At 62.4% G+C, this 25,584-nt stretch carries 19 protein-coding genes; 11 read left to right on the forward strand and 8 right to left on the reverse strand.

The window, feature by feature from the left end:
- Window positions 1–26: 26 nt before the first annotated feature.
- The 6 genes from prmA to AACW30_RS29875 all read right to left on the reverse strand — a co-directional run bounded on the left by prmA (window position 27) and on the right by AACW30_RS29875 (window position 7,483).
- Window positions 27–905 carry a 50S ribosomal protein L11 methyltransferase gene (gene prmA, locus AACW30_RS29850; protein ID WP_106577697.1) on the reverse strand — a complete coding sequence of 293 codons (879 nt, stop codon included), beginning with the start codon at window positions 903–905 and terminating at the stop codon, window positions 27–29.
- Between the two features lie 275 nt (window positions 906–1,180).
- Entirely contained in the window at window positions 1,181–2,542 is a 1,362-nt protein-coding gene (gene accC, locus AACW30_RS29855) for an acetyl-CoA carboxylase biotin carboxylase subunit (protein ID WP_017136745.1), read from the reverse strand.
- A gap of 17 nt (window positions 2,543–2,559) precedes the next feature.
- Complete coding sequence (gene accB / locus AACW30_RS29860; RefSeq protein ID WP_017738537.1) at window positions 2,560–3,021, reverse strand: acetyl-CoA carboxylase biotin carboxyl carrier protein; 462 nt, start codon at window positions 3,019–3,021, stop codon at window positions 2,560–2,562.
- A gap of 24 nt (window positions 3,022–3,045) precedes the next feature.
- Entirely contained in the window at window positions 3,046–3,501 is a 456-nt protein-coding gene (gene aroQ, locus AACW30_RS29865) for a type II 3-dehydroquinate dehydratase (protein WP_016972516.1), read from the reverse strand.
- Between the two features lie 296 nt (window positions 3,502–3,797).
- Complete coding sequence (locus AACW30_RS31695) at window positions 3,798–4,346, reverse strand: methyl-accepting chemotaxis protein (protein WP_371924133.1); 549 nt, start codon at window positions 4,344–4,346, stop codon at window positions 3,798–3,800.
- 1,466 nt (window positions 4,347–5,812) lie between these two features.
- On the reverse strand, window positions 5,813–7,483 hold the full coding sequence (locus AACW30_RS29875; protein WP_200624062.1) for a response regulator: 1,671 nt from the start codon (window positions 7,481–7,483) through the stop codon (window positions 5,813–5,815).
- Between the two features lie 298 nt (window positions 7,484–7,781).
- On the opposite strand from AACW30_RS29875, the gene AACW30_RS29880 reads away from it, so the two are divergent.
- The 5 genes from AACW30_RS29880 to AACW30_RS29900 all read left to right on the forward strand — a co-directional run bounded on the left by AACW30_RS29880 (window position 7,782) and on the right by AACW30_RS29900 (window position 13,117).
- Window positions 7,782–8,849 (forward strand): DUF2333 family protein, encoded by a 1,068-nt coding sequence (locus AACW30_RS29880; RefSeq protein ID WP_106577700.1) that lies wholly within the window; start codon window positions 7,782–7,784, stop codon window positions 8,847–8,849.
- 2 nt (window positions 8,850–8,851) lie between these two features.
- Complete coding sequence (locus AACW30_RS29885) at window positions 8,852–9,388, forward strand: NUDIX hydrolase (RefSeq protein WP_119737800.1); 537 nt, start codon at window positions 8,852–8,854, stop codon at window positions 9,386–9,388.
- 182 nt (window positions 9,389–9,570) lie between these two features.
- Window positions 9,571–9,942, forward strand: a complete 372-nt coding sequence (locus tag AACW30_RS29890) for a translation initiation factor Sui1 (RefSeq protein ID WP_005784408.1) — start codon at window positions 9,571–9,573, stop codon at window positions 9,940–9,942.
- A 213-nt stretch (window positions 9,943–10,155) separates the two neighbouring features.
- Window positions 10,156–12,069 (forward strand): arginine decarboxylase, encoded by a 1,914-nt coding sequence (gene speA / locus AACW30_RS29895; RefSeq protein WP_106577702.1) that lies wholly within the window; start codon window positions 10,156–10,158, stop codon window positions 12,067–12,069.
- 154 nt (window positions 12,070–12,223) lie between these two features.
- Window positions 12,224–13,117, forward strand: a complete 894-nt coding sequence (locus tag AACW30_RS29900) for an alpha/beta hydrolase (RefSeq protein WP_200624063.1) — start codon at window positions 12,224–12,226, stop codon at window positions 13,115–13,117.
- Here AACW30_RS29900 and AACW30_RS29905 read toward each other — a convergent pair.
- Entirely contained in the window at window positions 13,062–14,399 is a 1,338-nt protein-coding gene (locus AACW30_RS29905) for an MATE family efflux transporter (RefSeq protein ID WP_200624064.1), read from the reverse strand. The two genes, AACW30_RS29900 and AACW30_RS29905, sit on opposite strands and share 56 nt — an antisense overlap.
- A gap of 299 nt (window positions 14,400–14,698) precedes the next feature.
- Between AACW30_RS29905 and AACW30_RS29910 the strand changes: the two genes are divergently transcribed.
- Window positions 14,699–19,600: an alpha-2-macroglobulin family protein gene (locus AACW30_RS29910; protein WP_200624065.1), complete on the forward strand. Its 4,902-nt coding sequence runs from the start codon at window positions 14,699–14,701 to the stop codon at window positions 19,598–19,600.
- Window positions 19,601–19,739: 139 nt separating this feature from the next.
- Here the strand turns inward: AACW30_RS29910 and AACW30_RS29915 are convergent, their stop codons facing one another.
- Entirely contained in the window at window positions 19,740–20,030 is a 291-nt protein-coding gene (locus AACW30_RS29915) for a hypothetical protein (RefSeq protein WP_200624066.1), read from the reverse strand.
- Window positions 20,031–20,239: 209 nt separating this feature from the next.
- On the opposite strand from AACW30_RS29915, the gene pbpC reads away from it, so the two are divergent.
- From pbpC to AACW30_RS29940, 5 genes are all read left to right on the forward strand, one after another.
- On the forward strand, window positions 20,240–22,531 hold the full coding sequence (pbpC, locus tag AACW30_RS29920) for a peptidoglycan glycosyltransferase PbpC (RefSeq protein ID WP_179610140.1): 2,292 nt from the start codon (window positions 20,240–20,242) through the stop codon (window positions 22,529–22,531).
- A gap of 619 nt (window positions 22,532–23,150) precedes the next feature.
- Entirely contained in the window at window positions 23,151–23,459 is a 309-nt protein-coding gene (locus tag AACW30_RS29925; protein ID WP_119737788.1) for a MazG-like family protein, read from the forward strand.
- Entirely contained in the window at window positions 23,452–24,201 is a 750-nt protein-coding gene (locus tag AACW30_RS29930; protein ID WP_124416327.1) for a methyltransferase, read from the forward strand. Before AACW30_RS29925 ends, AACW30_RS29930 begins: the two co-directional genes overlap by 8 nt.
- A 24-nt stretch (window positions 24,202–24,225) precedes the next feature.
- Entirely contained in the window at window positions 24,226–24,828 is a 603-nt protein-coding gene (locus tag AACW30_RS29935) for a DUF4136 domain-containing protein (RefSeq protein WP_106577710.1), read from the forward strand.
- A gap of 44 nt (window positions 24,829–24,872) precedes the next feature.
- Entirely contained in the window at window positions 24,873–25,430 is a 558-nt protein-coding gene (locus AACW30_RS29940) for a DUF4136 domain-containing protein (protein WP_119737784.1), read from the forward strand.
- The last annotated feature ends 154 nt before the right edge of the window (window positions 25,431–25,584 follow it).

Below are 25,584 nucleotides of genomic sequence, written 5' to 3' on the forward strand. Positions count from 1 at the left end.
CCATCCGATTCAGGCAAGCGCTCATTCTAGCGCCGACGACCGCTGATGCGTACCCAGCCATCACGGTTGGCGATCGGATCCAGATCGAAATCCGCGGCATAGGCTGCAGCCACGTCTTCACCTTGCTCGGCAAGAATGCCCGACAGCGCCAGGCGACCGCCCGGCTTGACCAGGCTCGACAACTGCGGCGCCAGCGAGACCAAAGGCCCGGCGAGGATATTCGCCACCAGCACATCGGCCTGCACCTGGGGCAATTGCTCCGGCAGGTAGAGGGGGAATTTGCCCTCAGGGATGTTGTTGCGCCCTGCGTTATCGCGGGAGGCCTCCAGGGCTTGCACGTCGATGTCGGTGCCGACGGCTTCCTTGGCGCCCAGCAGCAGGGCGGCAATCGCCAGAATCCCGGAGCCGCAACCGAAGTCCAGCACGTTGCAGTCGGTCAGATCCTGGCCGTCCAGCCATTCCAGGCACAGTGCGGTGGTCGGGTGGGTGCCGGTGCCGAACGCCAGGCCCGGGTCGAGCAGCAGGTTGACGGCGTCCGGCTCAGGTGCGGCGTGCCAGCTCGGTACGATCCACAGGCGCTGGCCAAAGCGCATCGGCTGGAAGTTGTCCATCCAGCTGCGTTCCCAGTCCTGGTCTTCGATCACTTCGCTGTGGTGCTCGGGCAGCGGGCCGCCGGTGAGCAACTCCATATGGGCCAGCACGGCGGCGGCATCGGTGCCGTCTTCGAACAGGGCCAGCAAGTGGGTGTGCGACCACAGCGGCGTGGTGTTGAGTTCCGGTTCGAAGATCGGTTGGTCTTCGGCGTCCATGAACGTCACCGAGACGGCGCCGACTTCAAGAAAAGCGTCTTCGTAGGTTTCGGCTTGTTCTGGGCTGATGGCGAGACGGACTTGCAGCCAAGGCATGGCGGGCACCTTTGAAAAAATGAGTGTGCGACGGCGGGGTCGCGAAAGCGCGCAAGTTTACGCGAGCGAACAGCAGAAGACGACTGTGCTGAATGAACACGGACCGAATGTGGGAGGGGCTTGCCCCCGATGGCGGTGGGTAAGACACGGATGCATTCACTGGCGCTACCTGATCGGGGGCAAGCACCCTCCCACATTTGAACGAGGGACATCTTCAGAACAGAGGGCTCAGAAACAACAAAGCCGCCCGAAGGCGGCTTTGTTGGGTGGAGCACTTACTGGTTGGCCAGCTTGTGTTCCAGGTAGTGAATGTTCACACCACCTTCGCAGAAGCCTTCATCACGCACCAGGTCCCGATGCAGCGGGATGTTGGTCTTGATGCCGTCTACCACGATTTCGTCCAGGGCGTTGCGCATGCGGGCCATGGCCTCGTCGCGCGTGGCGCCCCAGGTGATCAGCTTGCCGATCAGCGAGTCGTAGTTGGACGGAACCTTGTAGCCGCTGTACAGGTGCGAATCGACGCGAACGCCGTTGCCGCCTGGAGCATGGAAATGCTTGACCAGGCCTGGACTCGGAATAAAGGTTTTCGGGTCTTCGGCGTTGATCCGGCACTCCAGCGAGTGGCCGTGGATCTTCACGTCGTCCTGGGTGAAGGACAGCACGTTACCGGCGGCGATGCTCAGCATCTCCTTGACGATGTCGATACCGGTGACCATCTCCGACACCGGGTGCTCTACCTGCACACGAGTGTTCATCTCGATGAAGTAGAAGCGGCCGTTCTCGTAGAGGAACTCGAACGTACCGGCGCCACGGTAGTTGATGTCGATGCACGCCTTGACGCAGCGCGCCAGCACTTCCTGGCGAGCGGTTTCGTCCAGGCCCGGTGCCGGAGCTTCTTCCAGTACCTTCTGGTGACGACGTTGCAGCGAGCAATCGCGGTCGCCCAGGTGGATGGCGTGGCCCTGGCCGTCGGACAGTACCTGCACTTCCACGTGACGTGGGTTGGTCAGGTACTTCTCCAGGTAGACCATCGGGTTGCCGAACCAGGCAGCCGCTTCGGAGCGGGTCTGCTTGGCGGCTTCGATTAGGTCTTCTTCCTTGTGCACCACGCGCATGCCGCGACCACCACCGCCACCGGCGGCCTTGATGATCACCGGGTAACCGACTTCGCGACCAATGCGCAGAGCGGTTGCCTCGTCTTCAGGCAGTGGGCCATCGGAACCTGGAACGGTTGGCACGCCGGCAGCGATCATGGCGTCCTTGGCCGATACCTTGTCGCCCATCAGGCGAATGGTTTCGGCTTTCGGGCCGATGAAGGCAAACCCGGATTTTTCCACTTGTTCGGCGAAGTCGGCGTTTTCCGCAAGGAAACCGTAGCCTGGGTGGATGCCATCAGCGCCGGTCACTTCAGCGGCCGCGATGATGTTGGAGACCTTCAGGTACGAGTTGGTCGCCAGTGGCGGGCCGATGCAGATGCTCTCGTCCGCCAGTTTCACGTGCATCAATTCGGTATCGGCCGTCGAGTAAACAGCGACGGTCTTGATGCCCTCTTCCTTACAGGCGCGCAGGATACGCAGCGCGATCTCGCCGCGGTTGGCGATCAGGACTTTTTGCAGTTTCTTCGCAGGTTTCAACATCGAAGGCGCTCCGCGGTTCAAACGATGGTGAACAGCGGCTGGTCGTACTCAACCGGCTGACCGTTTTCTACCAGGATGGATTCGATGACGCCGGCTTTTTCAGCGGTGATGTGGTTCATCATCTTCATCGCTTCAACGATGCAGATGGTGTCGCCCACTTTCACGGTTGCGCCGACTTCAACGAAGGCTGGCGAGGTCGGTGCCGGGGTGCGGTAGAACGTACCGACCATTGGCGACTTGACCACGAAGCCGTTCAGTACAGGCGCGGCAGGTGCGGCTGGAGCAGCGGCAGCAGGTGCGGCGGCTGGAGCAGCAGCGGCCGGAGCCGGTGCTTGCATCTGTGGTGCGTAGAACTGTTGAGCCGGGGTCTTGCTGTGACGGCTGATCCGTACGGACTCTTCGCCTTCCTTGATTTCCAGCTCGTCGATACCGGATTCTTCCAGCAGTTCGATCAGTTTCTTAACTTTACGGATATCCATGAATCATCAACTCCCAAGGGTCGGTCAGGGGCGCTTGGCCGGTTGTTCAATGTGTTCCAGGGCGGCCTCCAGGGCCAGTCGGTAACCGCTGGCGCCAAGGCCGCAGATCACGCCTACCGCTACGTCGGAGAAGTAGGAGTGATGGCGGAAAGCTTCGCGTTTGTGCACGTTGGACAAATGCACTTCGATGAATGGGATGCTCACCGCCAGCAGCGCGTCACGTAATGCAACACTCGTGTGCGTAAAAGCGGCGGGATTGATCAGGATAAAGTCCACGCCTTCGCCGCGCGCGGCATGGATGCGATCAATCAATTCGTACTCGGCATTGCTTTGCAGGTAGAGCAAATGGTGGCCGGCTTCACGCGCCCGTCGTTCAAGATCGAGGTTGATCTGATCGAGGGTGACTGCCCCGTAGACGCCCGGTTCGCGGGTGCCGAGCAGGTTCAGGTTGGGTCCGTGAAGAACCAGTAAGGTCGCCATCGGCTGTTCCTTGTTATTGATGTGGGTACGTCAGAACCCGGCGACTATGCCGCAAAGCCTTTGTGACTGTCCAGTTCTATGCAGTAGGCAGCACGATTAGCGAGGATTGCGCAAAATTTGTGACTGGGGTGCAGTATCCAGTCATTGGCAACACTGTCTTGAATACTGTGGATGTCAAATGTGGGAGGGGGCTTGCCCCCGAGGCGCTGCATTAGGCACACATGCAGTGAGTGACACACTGTCATCGGGGGCAAGCCCCCTCCCACTTTTTGCTCTCCATATGGCAGGAGATGGGCTCAAACCCGGAACGCCTGAACTGCCGTGTTCAGCTGCCCACCCAGCACCAGCAGGTGTTCGCCCTGGCGGCGGCCCTGGCCGATGCGCAGCAGATTATCCTCACCCAGTTGGTGAATCCGCTCGCTGTTGTCGCGAATCTCACTGACGGCGCCACTCTGCTGCGCGGTCACATCGGCGATGCGCACCGCTGTGTCGGAGATGGTCTGGATTGCCCCGACGATTTCATCCAGCGCGCCATCCGCCGCCTGGGCTTGCTGGGCGGTGGCCTCGGCGTGTTCGACCTGGGTGCGCATGCCTTGAACTGACTGGTGGGCGGCGGTTTGCAGGCCGGCGATCAGGCTCTGGATTTCGGCCGTGGCACCGGCGGTGCGTTGCGCCAGCGAGCGGACCTCATCGGCCACCACGGCAAATCCGCGTCCGGCCTCACCGGCCCGTGCAGCCTCGATGGCAGCATTGAGCGCGAGCAGGTTGGTCTGGTCGGCAATCGCGCGAATCACCGTCAGCACGCCGCCGATGGTGGCAGACTCTTCGGCGAGTTTTTCGATCATCTGCGCGTTTTGCTGCACCTCGCCCACCAGAGCATGCAGCCCGGTCAGGCTCAGGCCGATCACCCGTTGGCCCTGTTCCACGGCCTGGCCTGCACTGCGGCTGGCGCCAGCCGCCTGGCTGGCATCACCGGCGACTTGCTGGATGGTCGCTTCCAGTTCACCCAGCGAATCACGGATCTGCGCCGTATCGCCGGCCTGGCGCTCAGCGCCGTCGTGCAACCCGCTGCTCAGTTCGGCGAGGGCGCGGCTGCTGCCGGCGACTTCTTCGGCATTGCCGCGGATGGTGCCCACCAAGTCCACCAGGTAAGCACGCAGGCGGTTAAGCGAGGCCTCGATGTCGTGGAGTTCACGGTTGGTCTTGCCCAAGGCAATCGACTGGCTGAAGTCGCCTTCGGCCCAAGTGGACAAAGCCGGTGCGAGGTTGGTCAGTACCCTTGCCAGCCGTCGTTGCAGCGTGTCGATCAGCAGTGCGATGAGCAAAATCAACCCGATCATCACGCCTTGCATCAAGCGCACTTCGCCCTGGATTCTAGCGTGTTGGGCGCGAACAACGGGTTCCAGGCCGGCGATGGCTTGCTGCACGGCAGCAATCTTCACATGGGTGCTGTCGGCCAGCGCAGTGCGCAGCTGGATCTGATCGCGAGTGCGCTTGAGTTCGGCAGGGTAGCGGGTCAGCAGGCTGTTGAGTTCGCGTTTGAGGTCCACGCCGGTGTCCTGCACTTCGGCTTTTTCGCTGCTTTCCAGGCCCAGCATGGCGGAGAAATCATCCGCGCTGGACTCGGCGCTGGCCTTTACGCCCAGCAGCGGTAACTGCGCCAACAGGTCGGCCTGCGTGCGGATGCTGGCAACTTCGCGCTCCACCTCATCGGCCAGCTCTGCGCGCCCGCTGCTCACCAGCTTGTCGCGGGCCAGTGACAGTTTGCCCAAGTGCTGGGACGCGGCCAGCAGCGGCGGCAAGTAGTGTGCAGCGTCGGGTGAAGTGACGCCCGTGGCGTACTGGCTCAACTGTTCCAGGTTCGCGCCCAGCTCACGTTCGGCTTGCAGCAGCAGCGCTTGTGGGTCGCCGGCCAGTTTGCCGGCGGCCAGCAGGTCGGTTTTGCTGAAGGTGTCCAACTCGACCAGGCTGGGGCGCAGGTTCTGCGCGAGGTCCGCCGGCAGTTCATCGAGGTGCTGCAGGAGGTTTTCCAGGCTCTGACCGGCACTGCTCAAACGCAATGCGTCGCCGCTGGCCAGGTAGTCGTCGATATTGCGCGCGGCCTGATTCTGAAACGCCTGCGACAGGCCAAGGTAGCGCTCCATCAGCAAATAAGGCCGTTCCAGTGCGCGTTGCGACCACCATAGCGTCGCGCCAAGTGCCAGACACACGGCCACCAGCAGAAGGGTATTCAAATTGGTCAGCAGCTTCAGGCGCATGCGTGGTTTCAACCGACAGCAAAAGATAAGTGCCTGAAGTTATTGCGTTTCCGTTACAGAGTTATGACGGAATCGGTGGATTCCGGTGAAAAGATGGCACTTTGCTTTGATGTGCGCGCAGCCTGCACGCGGTTGCGCCCGGCGTGCTTGGCGCGGTACAGCGCTTCATCCGCTTGGGCAGCCATCATCAGGCTGTCGGAACCGTCGCACAGCTCCACCAGCCCGGCGCTGAAGGTGCACCACAAATCCTGCGGCTGGGCCGGGTAGTGAATTTCGGCAAACCGCCCACGGATTTCGTCCAGCACTTTGCAGGCCGATTCCAGGTCGGTGTCGGGCATCACGATGGCAAATTCTTCACCGCCGTAGCGGCCGATGTAGTCGGTCTTGCGCAAGCGCTGCTTGAGAAACAGGGCCAGGCTCTTGATCACGCGGTCGCCCATGGGGTGGCCGTGGCTGTCGTTGACCCGCTTGAAGTGGTCGATATCGAGCATGGCAAAGCTCAGCGGCTTGTTCTCGCGGCGCGCGCGAAAGCTGCAGTCTTCCAGCAGTTGCAGAATATGGGTGTGGTTGTACAGCCCGGTCAGACTGTCGCGTACCATCCGCGCCTTGAGGTTGCGTGCGCGGGCGGCGCGGTTGCGCACGGTGGTGATCAGGTGGCGTGGCTTGATCGGCTTGGTGAGGAAGTCGTCGCCGCCTTCGCTCATGGCGTCCAGCTGCTTGTCCAAGTCGTCTTCGGCTGACAGGTAGATGATCGGTACGCTGACGTAACGGTCGTTGTGGCGAATCACCTTGGCCAGTTCGGTACCGGTACAGGCCGGCATGTACATGTCGAGGATGATCAGGTCCGGTTGGAAATCCGCCAACTCGGCCATCGCCTGGATCGGCTCGATTAAGGTGCGCGTGACGATACCGGCACTGTTGAGCAGGCGTTCGGTGTGCAGGGCCTGGGCGCGCGAATCGTCGATGATCAACACCTTATACGGCTCGTATTGGGCGATGCAGGTCAGCACTTCGATTTTTTCCAGCAGGCTGGAGGCTTCCAGCGTGCCGGTGAGGAACTCCTGGCCGCCGGCGCGCACGGCGGCCAGGCGCGTCGGCGTGTCGGTTTCATGCAGGCTGAAAAACAGCAGCGGCAGCTTTTGTTCCAGGCCTTCCTGGGCTTCGGCGGCGAGCGTGAGGCCCAGGCCGGGGCCGCAGAAATCCACGTCCATCACGATCGCCGAGGGCAGACGCTCGGCCAGGGAGGCACGAAACGCCGCCACGCTGTCGAGAGGCTGGGCGCTCATGCCAAAGAATTCCAGCTGCTTGGCCAGGCGCTCAGCGCGGTCGTGATCGGCCAGCATCACGTAGATCGGCTTGCGCATCGGCGGCAGGAAGGTTTGTTCGAGCTGGTCGCCCTGGCGCAGGCCGGTGCGGGACAGGCGCTGCATCAAGCGGTTGAGTTCGGTGATCACCTGGCTGCTCAGGCGGCCGCGATTTTCATCGACTACCTTGAGCGATTCGCCAATGTGCCGCGCCAGTTGGCCATGCTCGGGCTGTTCGAAACGCTCGGCAAAGCGCAGCAGGCGCAAATTGGCCTCGCTGAGTTCGGACAAATCGGTGTTCGACCATTCGCTGCGTTGCAGACGTTGCCAGATCTCAAGAATTTGACGTGCCTGATGAATTACCCGCTGGGCAAAATGGTGCTTGAGACGCTCACGGCTGGGGTCTTCTGGCTCGGTCATATCCTGACTACTAGTTAGGGTGCATGCTGAGGTCGACTGATGGCGCTATGCTAGCACCTCTTTTCTCCCATATGAGTGTCATACGTCAATTAAGTAGCAGTCTGGGCCATTCAGTTTTGACCTGATGGTCGCGCTGCGTAAAAAGCGTGCTTCATTTATAGTCGAACATCCCCTGTGCGCCACTTTTGGTTAAAAGCCCCGCGCGGATGGGCACGATGGGGTAGGGTTGTGGTCGGAGTGTTTGAACGCACCCGGACAAATGACGTGCATGAACTCAAGTGATTGAAAGGATATCGCCATGCTGGACTGGAAAAACCGCGCAGGCAGTGCCAAAGGCCCCGCCCCTGAGCCCAAGTCGGCCAACCGTAGTTACTTTCGCAACCTGCTGATGAGCAAAGCCTTGCTCAGCGTGCTGGGTTTGTACCTGTTGGTCACCGGCGCCCTGGGTTGGTACTGGAGCGAAGAGCCGGCGCTGTTCCCGGTCCAGCAAAATGCCCAGCTTGCCGCAGAGAAGGAAGGCAAACAGATGGTGGTGGGCTACACCACTGTCGAAACCCTCAAGACCGTGGTCGGCACCTTGCTGAACAAGCCCGGTGGCTACATTTCCAACGACCGTTTCCCGCCGGGCCTTTGGATGGACAACATGCCGAGCTGGGAATACGGCGTGCTGGTGCAGGTGCGTGACCTGACCCGTGCCCTGCGTAAAGACTTCGCCCGTTCCCAGTCGCAGTCGGCCGAAGACGCTGACTTGGCCAAGGCCGAGCCGCGTTTCAACTTCGATAACAAGAGCTGGGTGCTGCCTTCCAGCGAGTCGGAGTACCAGGAAGGCATCAACTCCCTGAGCCGCTATGAAGCGCGCTTGTCGGACCCGAACCAGCGCGGCGCGCTGTTCTATGCGCGTGCCGACAACCTGAACAACTGGCTGGGCGATGTCGCGACCCGCTTGGGTTCGCTGTCGCAACGCCTGTCGGCCAGTGTTGGCCGGGTGAAACTGAACACCGCACTGAAAACCGAAGCCCTGGCGCCGGGTGAAGTGCCGCAGGTCGACGAAGAAGTGGTGGAAACCCCATGGATGCAGATCGACAACGTGTTCTACGAGGCCCGTGGCCAGGCCTGGGCCTTGTCCCACCTGCTGCGCGCCATCGAAGTCGACTTTGCCGACGTGCTGGCCAAGAAAAACGCCACCGTCAGCGTGCGCCAGATCATTCGTGAGCTGGAGGCCTCGCAGGAGCCGGTGTGGAGCCCTATGATTCTGAACGGCAGTGGCTTTGGCATCCTCGCCAACCACTCGCTGGTCATGGCCAACTATATTTCCCGGGCAAACGCTGCAGTGATCGACTTGCGTCAGCTCCTCAACCAGGGGTGATGATGGACGCTACTCAAAAGGAGGCCGCGCATCGCGCGGCCTCCGACGCTGAACTGATCGCCTGGGTCGACGAGCAGGACAACCTGCTCGGTACCCTGGTGCGATCCGACCTGCGCCGACGTGGCCTGATCGGCCGTTGCACCTTTATCTTCCTGTTCAATTCTGCCGGTGAGTTGTGTGTGCATCGGCGCACCCTGAGCAAAGCCATGTACCCGGGTTTCTGGGACACTGCAGCGGGCGGCATGGTGGCGGCCGGTGAGAGCTACGCCGATTCGGCGGTCCGTGAGCTGCAAGAAGAGCTCGGCGTTGCGGGCGTGGCGCTGGTCGAGCATGACCATTTCTACTTTGAGGATGGCGACAGCCGGCTCTGGTGCAAATCCTACTCTGCTGTCTGGGATGGCCCGTTGCGCCTGCAACCGGAAGAGGTGATGGAAGCGCGGTTTTTGCCCATTGACATTGTCCTGCAGGAAGCTGAACAGAAGCCTTACTGCCCGGACGCTCAAGAGGGCTTGCGGCGCTATCTGGCCTTGCGTCGCTAAAGTTGCATAAATTGGCGCTATTTGGCTCTTAGCAAGCCGGCTTTTTGCCGTTACACTGCGCGACTTTTCACCCGAACCACCTTTGCGGTTCGGTAGCGCTGCCCCTGCCTGAGTGGGGCTTCGCGGTCGGTAATGCTCCTGGTGAGCGCCGATCAGTCTTTGTCCTCCCAAGAGGATTGCCGGTGGCCAAAAAAGCCGCATCCTTCGCCGCCCTTGGTGGCCTGGTATTTTCCACCGACGCAGGTCGACACTGCCCGGACTGTCGTCAGCCCGTGGATTCGTGCACCTGCAAACAGACCCTGATCCCTGAAGGCGACGGTATTGCGCGCGTGCGACGCGAGAGCAAAGGCCGTGGCGGCAAGACGGTGACCACCATCACCGGCGTGCCGCTGGCCGAAGATGCCCTGAAGGAACTGGCTACCACGCTGAAAAAGCGCTGTGGCACCGGTGGCGCGTTGAAAGACGGCGTTATCGAGATCCAGGGCGATCACGTCGAGTTGCTGTTGGCCGAGCTGATCAAGCTGGGTTACAAGGCGAAGAAATCCGGCGGCTAGCAGCCTCTGTGAAACCCACCCCGATCGCCGGTTTGCTGAACGCGAACTGTCGTCTCCATGGTTTTCACAGAGCCTGTTCCTGACCGGTGTCTAAACTCTGTCCTGCGAGTGGGGTCTACCTTCCTTACAGGCAAATCGTCATTTTCATTCTTTAGACTTCGCCAGCCTTACAAGAAGGGTGTGGTGATCTTCGACTTTATATAGGGGACTTCGATGTCCGTACGACGCACACGCAAAGACGATGGCAGCCAATGGACAGTTGCGGACAGCCGCAGTGTTTACGGGATTCGCCATTGGGGGGCCGGGTATTTCGCGATCAATGAAGCCGGTCGCGTTGAAGTCCGTCCGAACGGCCCGAACAGCACGCCTGTCGATCTGTACGAACAAGTTGACGAGCTGCGCAAAAGCGGCCTGTCCTTGCCGCTGCTGGTGCGCTTCCCCGACATCCTGCAAGACCGCGTGCGCCAGCTGACCGGTGCGTTCGACGCGAACATCGAGCGCCTGGAATACCAGAGCAAGTACACCGCGCTGTACCCGATCAAGGTGAACCAGCAGGAAGCGGTGATCGAGAACATCATCGCCACCCAGGACGTTTCCATCGGCCTGGAAGCCGGCTCCAAGCCTGAGCTGCTGGCCGTGCTGGCCCTGGCACCGAAAGGCGGCACCATCGTCTGCAACGGTTACAAAGACCGTGAGTTCATCCGCCTCGCGCTGATGGGCCAGAAGCTGGGCCACAACGTGTTCATCGTGATCGAGAAAGAATCCGAAGTGGCGTTGGTGATCGAAGAGGCGGCCAACCTCAAGGTCAAGCCACAGGTCGGCCTGCGCGTGCGGTTGTCGTCCCTGGCGTCGAGCAAGTGGGCAGACACCGGTGGCGAAAAGTCCAAGTTCGGTTTGTCGGCGGCGCAACTGCTGTCGGTGGTCGAGCGCTTCCGCGCTGCCGGCCTGGACCAGGGCATCCGCCTGCTGCACTTCCACATGGGTTCGCAGATCGCCAACCTGGCCGACTACCAGCACGGGTTCAAGGAAGCCATTCGTTATTACGGTGAACTGCGCAACCTCGGCCTGCCGGTGGACCACATCGACGTCGGCGGTGGCCTGGGCGTGGACTACGACGGTACGCACTCGCGTAACGCCAGCTCGATCAACTACGACATGGATGACTACGCCGGCGTGGTCGTGGGCATGCTCAAGGAATTCTGCGACGCGCAGAGCCTGCCGCACCCGCATATCTTCTCCGAAAGCGGCCGTTCCCTGACCGCCCACCACGCCATGCTGGTGGTGCAAGTCACCGACGTCGAGAAACACAACGACGAAATCCCGCTGATCGAGAACAAGGAAAACCTGCCGGAAACCGTGCAGTGGCTGGTGGACCTGCTGGGCCCGACCGACATCGAGATGGTCACCGAAACTTACTGGCGTGCCACGCACTACATGAGCGACGTGGCCACCCAGTACGCCGACGGCAAGATCACCCTGGCGGAAAAAGCCTTGGCCGAGCAGTGCTACTTCGCGGTGTGCCGTCGCCTGCACGACTCGCTCAAAGCCCGTCAGCGTTCGCACCGCCAAGTGCTCGACGAGCTCAACGACAAGCTGGCCGACAAGTACATCTGCAACTTCTCGGTGTTCCAGAGCCTGCCGGACACCTGGGCGATCGGCCAGGTCCTGCCGATTCTGCCGTTGCACCGTCTCGACGAAGAGCCGCTGCGCCGCGCCGTGCTGCAAGACCTGACCTGCGACTCCGACGGCAAGATCAAGCAATACGTCGACGAGCAGAGCATCGAAACCAGTTTGCCGGTGCACGCCTTGAACGAAGGTGAAGACTACTTGCTGGGCATTTTCCTGGTGGGCGCTTACCAGGAAATCCTGGGCGACATGCACAACCTGTTCGGCGACACCGACTCGGTGAACATCTACCAGCGTGAAGACGGTTCGGTGTACAGCGCCGGGATCGAGACCCACGACACCATCGAAGACATGCTGCGCTATGTGCACTTGTCGCCGGAGGAGTTGATGACGCACTACCGTGACAAGTGCGCGAGCGCGAAGATCAGTGCGTCGGAGCGTACGCAGTTCCTCGACGCGTTGCGTCTTGGTTTGACGCGTTCTTCGTACCTGTCGTCGTGATCTAAGCTGATAGCAATCTAATGTGGGAGCGGGCTTGCTCGCCAAAGCGGTACATCAGTCACACATGTGTTAACTGACCCACCGCCTTCGCGAGCAAGCCCGCTCCCACATTTGGATCTTCATTTGGCAGTGCCTTGCATGTGGGGTCTGAACGATGTCGAGCAAATGGCTGCAAGCCTTCACCCTGGCATTCGCCGCATTCCTGGCGGCCTGCTCCCCCATCAAAGTGCTCAACGCACTCACGCCCTCCAGCACCTTTACCAAAACCGCCTCCATTGCCTACGGCGATGACCCGCGCCAAACACTCGATGTCTACCGTCCGATCAAGGCATTGCCCAACACCCCGGTCGTGGTGTTTTTCTACGGCGGCAGCTGGAACAGCGGCGCCAAGGATGACTACGGTTTTGTCGGCGAGGCTCTGGCCTCACGCGGCATTGTGGTGGTGATCGCCGACTACCGGCTCTACCCGCAAGTGCGCTACCCCTCGTTTCTGCAGGACAACGCCCAGGCCGTCGCCTGGACTTATCAACACATCGCCGACTACGGCGCTGACCCCAGGCAGCTGTACCTGATGGGGCACAGCTCTGGCGCCTATAACGCGTCGATGCTGGCGCTGGATCCGCGCTGGCTTAAAGCAGTGAACCTGTCGCCCACGATGCTGAAGGGCTGGATCGGCCTGGCCGGGCCGTACGACTTTCTGCCGATTGAAAACCCTGACGTGAAGCCGGTGTTTTTCTTTCCTGACTCACCGCCGGACTCCCAGCCGATCAACCATGTCAGCCACGCTGCGCCGCCGAGTCTGTTGATCGCGTCGGTGAGCGACACGCTGGTCAACCCCACGCGCAACACCGGTGGGTTGGCGAAAAAACTGCGCGCAGCGGATGTACCGGTTGAAGTGTTTTACTTCACCAAGACCAGCCACGCGACACTGGTGGCGTCTATCGCTCGGCCCTTACGCTGGCTGGCGCCGGTATTGGACCGCGTCACGGCTTTTATCCAAGCCACTGATTCTGCCGATTCAAGCGCCAGGCAATCGCCCATAAAGTAAGGCTGCGCAGGGCCATGAACAGCAGGAAGGTTATCCACAGGCCGTGGTTGCCGTACGGCTGCAGCGCCCAGGCGAAGGGCAGCAGCATCGCCACGGTGAGCAGCATGCCGTTGCGCATTTCCCGCGCGCGGGTGGCGCCGATAAACAGGCCGTCGAGCAAGTAGCTCCACACCGCAATCAACGGCAGCACGGCCAGATACGGCAGGTAAATGTCGGCGGTTTCGCGCACGTCGGGGATGTCGGTTTGCATCGCGATAAACAAATGGCCGGCAAAGGTGAACAGCAGCGCGAACCCGACACTGGCGATCAGTGACCAGCCGCAGGCAACCACCAGCGAACGGCGCAGCGCCTGCCGATCATGGGCGCCGATGGCATGCCCGCACAGGGCTTCGACGGCATGGGCCAGGCCGTCCAGGGCATGGGCGGTCAGCAGCAGGCCATTGAGCAGCAGCGCGTTGGCTGCCACGGTGGCGTCGCCCAGGCGCGCGCCTTGCACCGTGATCATGAAAAACACCGATTGCAGGGCGAGGCTGCGGATGAAAATGTCGCGGTTCACCGCCAGCAACGGGCGCCAGCTTTGCCAAACTTTGAGCGCGGCCCAGGCGATTTGCCCGGGGTAGGCGCGCAGGGCGTTTTGCGTCAGGGCCAGGCCGAGCAGGGCGCCGGTCCATTCGGCGATGACTGACGCACGTGCGGAGCCGACCACGCCCCACTCCAGGCCGAGAACGAACCACAGGTTCAAGGCGATGTTGACCAGGTTGGTGGTCAACAGAATCGCCAGCGGCGCGCGGGCGTTTTGCGTGCCCAGGAACCAGCCCACCAACGCGTAGCTGGCCAGGGCGGCGGGCAGGCCGAACAGGCGCGTGTGGAAAAACTCGCGGGTCAGCTGATTGAGTTCGGGAGAGGGTTGCATCCACTCCAGCGCCAGGTGGCTCAGCGGAATGCCGATGGTGCCCAGCAACATCGCCAACCCCAGTGCCAGCAGCAGGCCTTGCAGCAGGATTTGCCGCAGCGCCGCGCCGTCATTGCGCCCGGCGGCTTGGGCAGCGAACCCGGTGGAGCCCATGCGCAGAAAGCCCATGGCCCAGGCGAGGAAGGTGTACAGGCTGGCACCGACGGCCACGGCGCCCAACTGGTGGGCGTGGGGCAGGTGGCCAATGACCATGCTGTCGACCAGGGCCACCAGCGGCACCGAAATATTTGACAGGATCATCGGCGCGGCCAGCGCCCATACGCGACGGTGGGTGGGGCGGTGGCGCCAGTCGGTGAGCAGGGTAGTCATGGAGGCTCCTTTGGGGGAGCGGCATTGTAACTGGCCCCCCGCTGCACCGCAGAACCAATGTGGGAGCGGGCTTGCTCGCGAAAGCGGTGGATCAGTGAAGGGCATGTTGACTGACCCACTGCATTCGCGAGCAAGCCCGCTCCCACAATTTGAGCTGTGTTGCTTGTGGGATTTGGCTTGGAGTGATCAGGGGCCAGAACCAAAGCACCCTCCGTCGGTCAATGTGACCAGCACCTCATCGGCCCCTCGCAGGCTGATATATAGTTCACCCCTCGGACCCCTCTCACGACGAGTGCCCCATGCTTAACAAAGGACTGTTCCTGGCCTGCGCGCTGGCCCTGCTGAGCGCCTGCGATTCCTCCGATAAACCGGCTGCCCCGACCGCTCCTGCGGCGGCGACGGTTGCACCCAAGCCGGCGAAAGCGGCGGTGGATGTGGCAGCGCTGAAACAGCGCTATGCCGGCCGTGAGTTGAGCGTGGTGGACGTGTCCGAAGTCCAGTTGGACGGGGCCAGCACGCTGTCGGTGAGCTTTTCCATCCCGTTGGACCCCGAGCAGAAATTCGCCGACAAAGTCCACTTGGTGGACAGCAAGTCCGGCAAGGTCGATGGCGCCTGGGAGCTGTCCGATAACCTGATGGAGCTGCGCCTGCGCCACCTCGAGCCGCAGCGCAAACTGGTGCTGACCGTCGACGCCGGAGTCAAGGCGGTCAACGACAACAAGCTCGCCGCCGAGTACACCGCGCGCCTGGAAACCCGTGACCTGCAAGCCACGGTCGGCTTTGCCAGCCGCGGCACGTTGTTGCCGACGCGCCTGGCCGAAGGCCTGCCGGTGATTGCGCTGAACGTTGACAAGATCGATGTCGAGTTTTTCCGTATCAAGCCCGAATCGCTGCCCTCGTTCCTCGCGCAGTGGGGGCGTAACACCAGCCTGCAGAGTTATGAGTCGCGCGAACTGTTACCGATGGCCGACTTGGTCTACGGCGGCCGCTTCGACCTGAACCCGGCGCGCAATACGCGCGAAACCCTGTTGCTGCCGATCGCCGGCCTCAAGCAATTGCAGCAGCCGGGCGTGTACCTGGCGGTCATGCGCGCCACGGGCACCTACAACTATTCGCAACCGGCCACGCTGTTCACGTTGAGTGATATCGGCCTGTCGGTGCACCGCTATGCCAATCGCCTGGATGTGTTTACCCAGGCGCTCGAAGGTGGCAAGGCGCTGGAGGGCGTGGACCTCGAAGTGCTGGATGCCGAAGGCCGTGTGCTGGGCCAGGGCAAGACCGAAAAGGGTGGCCATGCCGAGTTGCCGCTGCCGAAAAAGGCCCAGGTGTTGCTGGCCAAGCTTGGCGAACAGACCAGCCTGCTGCGTCTGGACAGCGCTGCGCTGGACCTGGCCGAGTTCGATATCGGCGGCCAGCCGGCGCACCCACTGCAGTTTTTTGTGTTCGGCCCACGTGACCTGTATCGCCCCGGTGAAACCGTGCTGCTCAACGCTTTGTTGCGCGACAAGGATGGCAATGCCGTCAAGCCGCAACCGGTGAGCGTGGAGGTGCGCCGGCCGGATGAGCAGGTCAGCCGCAAGTTCGTGTGGGATGCCGATGCGTCGGGCCTCTATCAGTATCAATTGCAGTTGGCCGGTGAAGCGCCGACCGGGCGCTGGCAACTGGTGTTCGACCTGGGCGACGGCAAGCCGCAGCTGTATGAGTTTCTTGTCGAAGACTTCCTGCCCGAGCGCCTGGCGCTGGAACTCAAGGGCAGTGACACAGCCTTGAGCCCGGCGGATAACCCGGTGATTCACGTCAATGGTCGCTACCTCTACGGCGCACCGGCATCGGGCAACCGCGTCAGCGGGCAAGTGTATGTGCGCCCGTTGCGCGAGGCCGTCAAATCGCTGCCGGGCTACCAGTTCGGCTCCGTCACCGAAGAAGAACTGAGTCAGGATTTCGAGCTGGACGAAAGCGTGCTCGACGCCAAGGGCCAGGAAGACCTGACGCTGGAAAGCAAATGGGCCGAGGCCAAGTCACCCCTGCAACTGATCGTGCAAGCCAGCCTGCAAGAGTCAGGTGGGCGCCCGATCACTCGGCGCCTGGTGCAGCCGATCTGGCCGGCCGAGCAACTGCCGGGCCTGCGTGGTTTGTTTGATGGCAAGGAAACCAACGGCGATGGCCCAGCGGAATTCGAAGTGCTGCTGGCCAACCAGGACGGGCAGAAACTCGCCGCGCAAAACCTCAAGGTGCGCCTGGTGCGTGAGCGCCGCGACTACTACTGGAACTACTCGGAAAGCGACGGCTGGAGTTACCACTTCAACGAGAAATTCCTCAACCTCGACGAGCAGACCCTGAATATCAAGGCTGGCGACACCGCCAAGGTCAGCTTCCAGGTCGAGTGGGGCCCGTACCGTGTCGAGGTCGAAGACCCGCAAACCGGGCTGGTCAGCAGCCTGCGTTTCTGGGCCGGTTACCAGGCCCAGGACAACACCGAAGGCGGTGCCGTGCGCCCCGACCAAGTCAAATTGGCGTTGGATAAACCGGCGTATGGCGATGGCGATACCGCCAATGTCACCGTCACGCCACCGGCAGCCGGTAAAGGCTACCTGCTGGTGGAATCCAGTGAAGGGCCGCTGTGGTGGCAGGAAATCGATGTGCCGGCCGAAGGCAAAAGCTTCGCCGTGAAGCTCGACCCGAAATGGTCGCGCCATGACCTGTACGTCAGCGCGCTGGTGATTCGTCCGGGTGAGCGCAAGGCCAATATCACGCCTAAACGGGCCGTGGGTTTGCTGCACCTGCCACTGGATCGCACCCAGCGCAAACTCGGCCTGACCCTCACCGCGCCGGAAAAAATGCGCCCCAAACAACCGCTGACGGTGAAGATCGCCGCCAGGAACGCTGACGGCAGCGTGCCCAAGCAGGTGCATGTGCTGCTGGCGGCCGTGGACGTGGGCATCCTCAATATCACCGAATACCCGACACCGGACCCATACTCCAGCCTGTTTGGTCGCAAGGCCTATGGCGTGGACCAGTTCGATATCTACGGCCAGTTGATCGAGGCCGGCCAGGGCCGTTTGGCCAGCCTGGCCTTCGGTGGTGATGCGGCGCTGGCCAAGGGCGGCAAGCGCCCGGACACCAGCGTGACCATTGTGGCGTTGCAGAGCGCGCCCGTGACGTTGAATGAACAGGGCGAGGGCGAAGTCAGCGTCAATATCCCCGACTTCAATGGCCAATTGCGCCTGATGGCCCAAGCCTGGAGCGATGATCGTTATGGCATGGCCGAAGGCAAGACGGTGATTGCCGCGCCGCTGATTGCCGAGCTGTCGGCGCCGCGCTTTCTCGCCGGTGGTGACCAGACCACGTTAGCGCTGGACCTGTCCAACCTGTCGGGCACAGCGCAGAAGCTCGATGTGCAGTTGAGCACTGAAGGGCAACTGGAACTGGTCAACAGCGGCGCGCAGTCTGTTGAACTCAAGCAAGGCCAGCGCACCACCTTGCGCATCCCGGTCAAAGCCTGGGGCGGCTTAGGGCAGGGCAAGGTCAAGGTCACCGTAAATGGCCTCGACCTGCCGGGCGAAAACCTGCCGCCGTTCAGCCGCGAGTGGACCCTGGGTGTGCGCCCGGCCTACCCGGCGCTGCTCAAGCATTACCGCGCAGTGCTCAAGGATCAGCCGTGGAGCTTGCCGGTCGGCAGCCTGGACCTGTTCGATGCCTCGGGGCGCGAGGCACTGTTGAGCCTGTCGAGCCGGCCGCCGCTGAACCTCGGCGCGCAGATCAGTGCACTCAAGGCTTACCCTTATGGCTGCCTCGAGCAGACCGCCAGCGGCCTGTATCCGTCGCTGTATGCCGACGCCGCCCTGCTCAAGCGCCTGGGCGTCAAGGGCGAGTCGGACAGCGAACGCAAACGCAAGATCGAGCTCGGCATCGAGCGCCTGCTGGGCATGCAGCGCTACAACGGCAGCTTTGGTTTGTGGGGCGCCGACGGCGAAGAGGAGTATTGGCTGACTGCTTATGTCACCGACTTCCTGCTGCGCGCCCGCGACCAGGGCTTTGCCGTGCCGCCTGAAGCACTGAAGAAAGCCAGCGAACGCCTGTTGCGCTACGTGCAGGAACGCAACCTGATCGAAGTGGATTACAGCGACAACGCCGACCACACCCGTTTTGCCGTGCAGGCCTATGCCGGCATGGTGCTGGCGCGCAGTCAGCAAGCGCCATTGGGCGCGTTGCGCAGTATCTTCGAGCGCCGCAGCGAGGCGCGCTCCGGGTTGCCGTTGGTGCAGTTGTCCATTGCCCTGCAAAAAATGGGCGACCAGCCACGTGCCGATCAAGCCTTGCTTGCCGGCCTGGCGGCGCAACGCAATGCCAACGAGTGGCTGGCCGACTACGGCAGCCCGCTGCGTGATCAGGCGATGATCCTGGCATTGCTTGAAGAAAACGACTTGGCCAAGGGCAAACGCGAGGAGCGTTTGTTTACGCTCTCGGACCAGTTGGCCGCCAGCCCATATCTCTCGACCCAGGAGCGTAATTCACTGTTCCTTGCCGGGCGCCTCGGGTTTTCCCAGCCGGAGTCGAACTGGCAGGTGTCGCTGACCGGCAGTGGCGGTGTGCAAACGTTGAATAACCAACAATCGACGCTGGCGCTGGATGGCAAGCAGCTGTCCAGCGACCTGACCCTGAGCAATCAGGGCGAGGCGCCGGTTTACCAGCAACTGACGATCTCGGGTTACCCCCAAGTGCCACCGGCACCGGGCGGCGACAACCTGAGTATCCGCCGCGAATACCTGGGCATGAATGGCCAGCCGTTGAACCTGCATAACGTCAACAGCGGTGATTTGGTGCTGGTGCATGTGGCGGTCAGCGCCAAGCAGCGTGTACCGGACGCGTTGGTGGTTGACCTGTTGCCGGCTGGCCTGGAGCTGGAGAACCAGAACCTGGCACAAAGTGCAGCCAGCCTGGAAAACGCCAGCAGCCAGGTGAAGGAGTGGCGCGAGTCGATGCAGAACGCGTCGCTCAAGCACCAGGAGTTCCGCGATGACCGCTATGTGGCGGCGATGAACCTGGAGGGTTATGGCGCCACCACGCACTTGTTGTACCTGGCGCGTGCGGTGACGCCGGGGACTTATCGCGTGCCGCCGCCGCAGGTGGAGTCGATGTATCGGCCGAACTGGCAAGCGGTGGGGGAGACGCCGGCGGATCTGGTGATCAAGGGGCGCTGATACCTGGCGGTAGGCACTCGGTTCAAATGTGAGAGCTGGCTTATCCGCGATGGCGGCGGGTCAGCCGGCACATTTTGGTGGCTGATAGATCGCTATCGCAGGCAATCCAGCCCCTACAGGGGAGTGGGGGGTTGTGAGGTTAGTGGACGACCCAGCTGAGTAGCCAGAGGCCGAGCATTAGCCAGATGACGCCCAGGATGATCGAAGCGCGCATGAAGGCGCGAACGGCCGAATACAGGAAGAGCAGGCCGATGATCAGGGTGATGATGCTGATGATCGAGGTGTCCATGCCCAGTGCGCGGGACATGCCACCGACGAAGTCGCCACCGGCATGGGTGAGCATATTGAACAGCCCACTGAAGAATTCGACGATGTAGTGGATGATCAGGCCAATCGTGTTACCCAACCATCCGAAAAAGTCTGCTTGCATAGGTGTGTCTCGATGAATAAGTGGACGAAATTGCCAGCACTGGGCCTTTGGTCGAAGGATCGCGGCTAGTTCCGTGAAGCATAGAGGTTTGCGGGGTTGAATTTGCGATTTGTTGTGGGCGGGGTGGGGCCGTTGTGAGTGAGGCGACTGATAGACCGTCATCGCAGGCAGGCCAGCTCCCACATTTACTGCGCGTGGGCGTGGGTTTGGTGTTGTTGGTGATTGCGCTGTTGTGGCTGGCGGATCGTATGTGGCCGCTGCCTTTGCCCAAGGATGATTTGGCGCGCGTGGTGCTGGCCGAGGATGGCACGCCGTTGTGGCGCTTTGCCGATGCCAATGGCGTGTGGCGGTATCCGGTGCAGACCCGTGAGGTGTCGCCGTATTACCTGGACGCGCTGCTCACCTACGAAGATCGCTGGTTTTACGAGCACCCCGGCGTGAACCCGCTGGCGCTGCTGCGGGCGACGTGGCAGAACCTGACCGGCGCGCGCGTGGTGTCGGGCGGCAGCACCTTGTCGATGCAGGTGGCGAGGTTGCTCGACCCGCATTCGCGCACTTTCCACGGCAAGCTGCGTCAGCTGTGGCGCACTGCGCAGTTGGAATGGCATTTGTCCAAGGACGAAATCCTCAATCTGTACCTGAACCGCGCGCCCTTTGGCGGGACGTTGCAGGGCGTGGCGGCGGCCAGTTGGGCGTATTTGGGCAAGTCCCCGGCGCAGCTGACCCATGCCGAAGCCGCGTTGCTCGCCGTATTGCCCCAGGCGCCGAGCCGTCTGCGTCCGGATCGCCACCCGCAACGTGCCCAGCAGGCCCGCGACAAAGTGCTGCGCCGCCTTGCCGAATTCCAGGTGTGGCCGCAGTCGGCCGTTGATGAAGCCCTGCAAGAGCCGCTGCTGCTCGCCCCTCGGCTCGAACCCAGCCTCGCGCCGTTGCTGGCCCGCCGCCTCAACCGTCCGGACAGCCCGCCGCTGATCCGCACCACCCTCGACGCCACACTGCAACGCCGCCTCGAAGACCTGCTGCTGGGCTGGCGCGCGCGGCTGCCGGAACACACCTCCGCCGCCATCCTGGTGGTGGAGGAAGAAACCATGGCCGTGCGCGCCTACCTCGGCTCGGTGGATATCAATGATGCCAAGCGCTTTGGCCATGTCGACATGATCAGCGCGCTGCGCTCGCCCGGCTCGACCTTGAAACCCTTTCTGTATGGCATGGCGCTGGACGAGGGGTTGATCCACTCCGAGTCGCTGCTGCAGGACGTGCCCCGGCGTTATGGCGATTACCGGCCAGGCAACTTCTCCATGGGTTTCAGCGGCGCAGTGCCGGCGAGTACGGCGCTGTCCAGTTCATTGAATTTGCCGGCGGTGCAGTTGCTGGAGGCCTATGGGCCGAAACGGTTTGCTGCGCAGATGCGCATCGGCGGCGTGCCGCTGGCATTGCCGGCGTTGGCCGAACCGAACCTGGCGCTGATTCTGGGCGGGGCGGGCAGCCGTCTGGAGGACTTGGTCAGCGGTTATAGCGCCTTTGCCCGCGACGGCAGGAGTGCTGCTATCCGATTACAGCCGGACGATACGCTTAAAGAACGGCCGTTACTGTCGCCAGGGTCCGCCTGGATTGTGCGGCGCATCCTCAGCGGCCAGGCGCGGCCCGACCGTGACCCGCGTGCCGAGCTGGTGCAGCGCCCGGTGCTGGCCTGGAAAACCGGCACCAGCTATGGCTTTCGCGATGCCTGGGCGCTGGGTGTGGGGCCGCGCTACCTGATCGGCGTGTGGATTGGCCGGCCCGACGGCACGCCCGTACCGGGGCAGTTCGGTCTGGCGTCGGCGGCGCCGTTGATGTTGCAGGTGCATGACGTGCTGACCAACCGCGACAGCCAGCGCGGGATCAGCGCGCCCGTCAGGCCGGTGCCTGCCAATGTTGGCGTGGCCGCGATCTGTTGGCCGCTGGGCCAGCCCATGAGCCGCAGCGACCCCAATTGCCGCCGTCAGCGCTTTGCCTGGACGCTGGACAACACCACGCCGCCGACCTTGCAGGCCTTGGATCAGCCGTTGAGCGTGGGATTGATGGAAAGCGTGTGGGTCAATGCCAAAGGCTTGCGGGTGGACGCGCATTGCCCTGGCGCAGTGTCAAAAAATATCGCCTTGTGGCCGGCTCCGCTGGAGCCCTGGCTGCCCAGGGGGGAGCGCCGCGAGGCGCGCATCCCGGCTGCCGACCCCGATTGCCCGCCGCCAGCGCTGGCCGCCTCGTCGCCGCTGTCCATCGTCGGCGTACGCGAAGGCGACCAACTGCGCCTGCCCGCCGCCAGCCAGCAGGCCCTGCACTTGAAAATCTCCGCCCTGGGCGGCAGTGGCCGGCGCTGGTGGTTCCTCAACGGCGCGCCACTGGGCGACAGCGCCAATCAGGACAGCATCAACGCCAGCTTCGAACAGCTGGGCCGCTACCAGCTCAGCGTCCTCGACGAAGCCGGCCAAACCGCCCGCCTCGAATTCAGCGTCGTCGATTAGCCAACCCACCCCACCCCATTGTGGCGAGCGGGCTTGCCCCGCGTTGGGCTGCGCAGCAGCCCCAGAAGACTCATGTCTCGCGTCGTCAGATTTCAGGGCCGCTTCGCGCTCCAACGCGGGGCAAGCCCGCTCGCCACAACAAGCCCGCAAACACCTATCAAATGCAGGCGCAGCCTCACCCGCGATAGCGCTCCCAGCAACCCCTCCCAAGTTTGATCTACACCCGATTCAAATGTAGGAGCTGGCTGGCCTGCGATGCGCCCTCAGCACCCCCCCCCAAGTTTGATCTACACCCGATTCAAATGTGGGAGCGGGCTTGCCCGCGATAGCGCTCTCAGCAACCCCTCCCAAGTTTGATCTACACCCGATTCAAATGTGGGAGCGGGCTTGCCCGCGATGGCGCCCTCAGCAACCCCCCAAGTTTGATCTACACCCGATTCAAATGTAGGAGCTGGCTTATCCGCGATAGCGCCCCCAGCAACCCCTCCCAAGTTTGATCTACACCCGATTCAACTGTGGGAGCTGGCTTACCCGCAATGGCGCCCTCAAACACACCACCGGGATTCACTTGCCTTCATCCCTGATCCCCCCGAAGCTATACACCTTCAGGAGCCCCCGCATGAACCTCGAACACCTCACCGAACGCCTGCACCGCATCCGCGATAACAACGACTGGAAGCAGTTCCACAGCCCGAAAAACCTGGCCATGGCCGCCAGTGTGGAAATGGCTGAGCTGGTGGAAATCTTCCAATGGCTGAGCGAAGACCAATCGCGCCAGCTACCCGCCGACACACTCGCCCACGCCGGGCAGGAAGTCGGCGATATCGTGTTGTACCTGCTGTTGCTGTGCAGCGAGTTGGGCCTGGACATGAACGAGGTGGTACGCGCCAAGCTGGCCGACAGCGAACGGCGGTTTGCCCATGAGTGATCGTCATTTCGACCAGTTGGCCACGCGCTTTGCCGAGAAAATCTACGGCGGTGCCAAAGGCGCAATTCGCCTGGCGGTGCTCCAGGCCGACCTGATCGAAGCGCTGCCGGACCGTCCATTGCGGGTGTTGGATATCGGCGCAGGCCTGGGGCATATGTCGCTGTGGCTGGCCGAGCGCGGCCACCAAGTGACCCTGGCCGAGCCCGCCGAGCCGATGCTCGAAGGCGCGCGCCAACGCTTCGCCGACGCCGGCCAAAGCGCAACCTTTATCCACGCACCCTGGCAAGAACTGCTCGGCCAACTCACCCAGCCCTACGATTTGGTGCTGTGCCACGCCGTGCTGGAATGGCTGGCCGAACCCCATGCGATCCTGCCGGTGCTGCACCAGCTCACCGTGCCGGGCGGCTGGCTGTCGCTGGCGTTCTACAACCGCGATGCGCTGATTTACCGCAACCTGCTCAAAGGCCACTTTCGCAAAATGCGCAAGAACGACATGGCCGGCGAGAAGCAGAGCCTCACCCCGCAGCAGCCGCTCGACCCGCGGGAGTTGGCGGCGCAACTCGAGGGGCTTTGGCAGGTCGAAAGCCAAAGTGGCGTGCGGGTGTTCCACGACTATATGCCGGTGGAATTTCAGGCCCGCGCCGATGTGCAGGATTTGTTGGAGATGGAACTCGCTCACCGTCGTCACCCAAGCTTTGCCGGACTTGGGCGTTATTTGCACTGGATTTGCCGTCCGGTTTAAGCGGCCCAGTCTGCGGAGGTCGAAATGCGTCGTCTCTGTTTGATCCTGTTGTCGGTGGGCTTGAGCGCCTGCTCCAGCCCCAATCCCTACGTGGCCGCTTCCGCGCCGATGCCCCCGGCACCGGCCCAGGCGGCCAACACCTTTGATGCCAGCGCCTACCCGGCGCCGGTGCGCGACTATGGCGCCTACCGCAGCTGGGGCTGGCTCAACGGCCAACTGCCGGCGGGCACAGCCTGGGCCGACTCGGCGCAGATTGCCGAGGCGGTCAGTGGCGCGCTCGACCAGCGAGGCCTGCGACCCTTGCATGACAACCGTGCGCCCGACCTGCTGGTGAGCGCCGATGTGCGTCTGGAAAAACGGCTGCGCCAGGTCCAGGACGACTATGGCTACGGCTACGGCGGCTATAACCGCTATGGCAATGGCTACGGCATGTACAACACCGTGCCGGTGGTGCGCACGTATGAAGTGACGGTCGCCGTGGCGCGCATCAGCCTGTTCGATGCCCGCACACGCCAGCCGGTGTGGAGCACCAGCGCCGAAACCGCCAGCCAGGGCAGCCTGAGCCAACGGGCCGATGCCTTGCGCGAAGCGATGCAGAAGGCAATGAGCGCCTATCCACCCAGTTAGCAGCTATTCTCATCTCAGGCTGAATTGTCTTTTGGAGATAAACCATGTTTCGTCGCATTGCTGCACTTGCTGTTGTCGTGTTGCTGGGCGGTTGCCAGTCCAACCAGGTCAACCACGACTTTGACGCCAGCCGCGACTTCGGCGCCTACCGCAACTGGGCCTGGAAAGACCCGGCGCTGCAATATCGCCCGGATGATCCGCGGATCAAGAGCGACCTCACCGAGCAGCGCATCCGCCAGGCCGTGGGCGAACAACTTGACCAACGCGGCCTGCGTCCCGCCGCAGCCGGCACCAAGGCTGACCTGAACGTGCAGGCTTACTTGATCGTCGAAGACCGCCAGCAACAAGTCACCACCAACTACGGCGGCGCGTGGGGTGGTCCATGGAATGGCTATTGGGGCGCGCCGATGTACAACGAAACGCGCAACATCACCTACAAAGTCGCAACCATCCAGATCGACTTGCTGGACGGCAAGGACGGCAAGCTGGTGTGGCGCGGCAGTGACGAGCAGATGATGGCCAGCAGCCCAAATCCACAGGACCGCAACAACGCCATCCGCACCACCGTCAGCAAAATCCTCTCCAACTACCCGCCGCACTAAACCTTTCCCCAATTCCCTGTGGGAGGGGGCTTGCCCCCGATAGCGCAGTGTCAGTCAATAATGCTGTGACCGACCCACCGCCATCGCGGGCAAGCCCGCTCCCACATTGGATCTCCTGCAGCCTTGAGTCAGCGCATCCCTCAGCCCTTGTCTA

It is taken from the genome of Pseudomonas sp. MF6747 (assembly GCF_963890955.1).
Lineage (GTDB): Bacteria > Pseudomonadota > Gammaproteobacteria > Pseudomonadales > Pseudomonadaceae > Aquipseudomonas.

Coding starts and splice junctions, on each gene's coding strand:
- prmA (WP_106577697.1), bottom strand. CDS start 905: ATGCCTTGGCTGCAAGTCCGTCTCGCCATCAGCCCAGAACAAGCCGAA.
- accC (WP_017136745.1), bottom strand. CDS start 2,542: ATGTTGAAACCTGCGAAGAAACTGCAAAAAGTCCTGATCGCCAACCGC.
- accB (WP_017738537.1), bottom strand. CDS start 3,021: ATGGATATCCGTAAAGTTAAGAAACTGATCGAACTGCTGGAAGAATCC.
- aroQ (WP_016972516.1), bottom strand. CDS start 3,501: ATGGCGACCTTACTGGTTCTTCACGGACCCAACCTGAACCTGCTCGGC.
- AACW30_RS31695 (WP_371924133.1), bottom strand. CDS start 4,346: ATGATCGAAAAACTCGCCGAAGAGTCTGCCACCATCGGCGGCGTGCTG.
- AACW30_RS29875 (WP_200624062.1), bottom strand. CDS start 7,483: ATGACCGAGCCAGAAGACCCCAGCCGTGAGCGTCTCAAGCACCATTTT.
- AACW30_RS29880 (WP_106577700.1), top strand. CDS start 7,782: ATGCTGGACTGGAAAAACCGCGCAGGCAGTGCCAAAGGCCCCGCCCCT.
- AACW30_RS29885 (WP_119737800.1), top strand. CDS start 8,852: ATGGACGCTACTCAAAAGGAGGCCGCGCATCGCGCGGCCTCCGACGCT.
- speA (WP_106577702.1), top strand. CDS start 10,156: ATGTCCGTACGACGCACACGCAAAGACGATGGCAGCCAATGGACAGTT.
- AACW30_RS29900 (WP_200624063.1), top strand. CDS start 12,224: ATGTCGAGCAAATGGCTGCAAGCCTTCACCCTGGCATTCGCCGCATTC.
- AACW30_RS29905 (WP_200624064.1), bottom strand. CDS start 14,399: ATGACTACCCTGCTCACCGACTGGCGCCACCGCCCCACCCACCGTCGC.
- AACW30_RS29910 (WP_200624065.1), top strand. CDS start 14,699: ATGCTTAACAAAGGACTGTTCCTGGCCTGCGCGCTGGCCCTGCTGAGC.
- AACW30_RS29915 (WP_200624066.1), bottom strand. CDS start 20,030: ATGCAAGCAGACTTTTTCGGATGGTTGGGTAACACGATTGGCCTGATC.
- AACW30_RS29925 (WP_119737788.1), top strand. CDS start 23,151: ATGAACCTCGAACACCTCACCGAACGCCTGCACCGCATCCGCGATAAC.
- AACW30_RS29930 (WP_124416327.1), top strand. CDS start 23,452: ATGAGTGATCGTCATTTCGACCAGTTGGCCACGCGCTTTGCCGAGAAA.
- AACW30_RS29935 (WP_106577710.1), top strand. CDS start 24,226: ATGCGTCGTCTCTGTTTGATCCTGTTGTCGGTGGGCTTGAGCGCCTGC.
- AACW30_RS29940 (WP_119737784.1), top strand. CDS start 24,873: ATGTTTCGTCGCATTGCTGCACTTGCTGTTGTCGTGTTGCTGGGCGGT.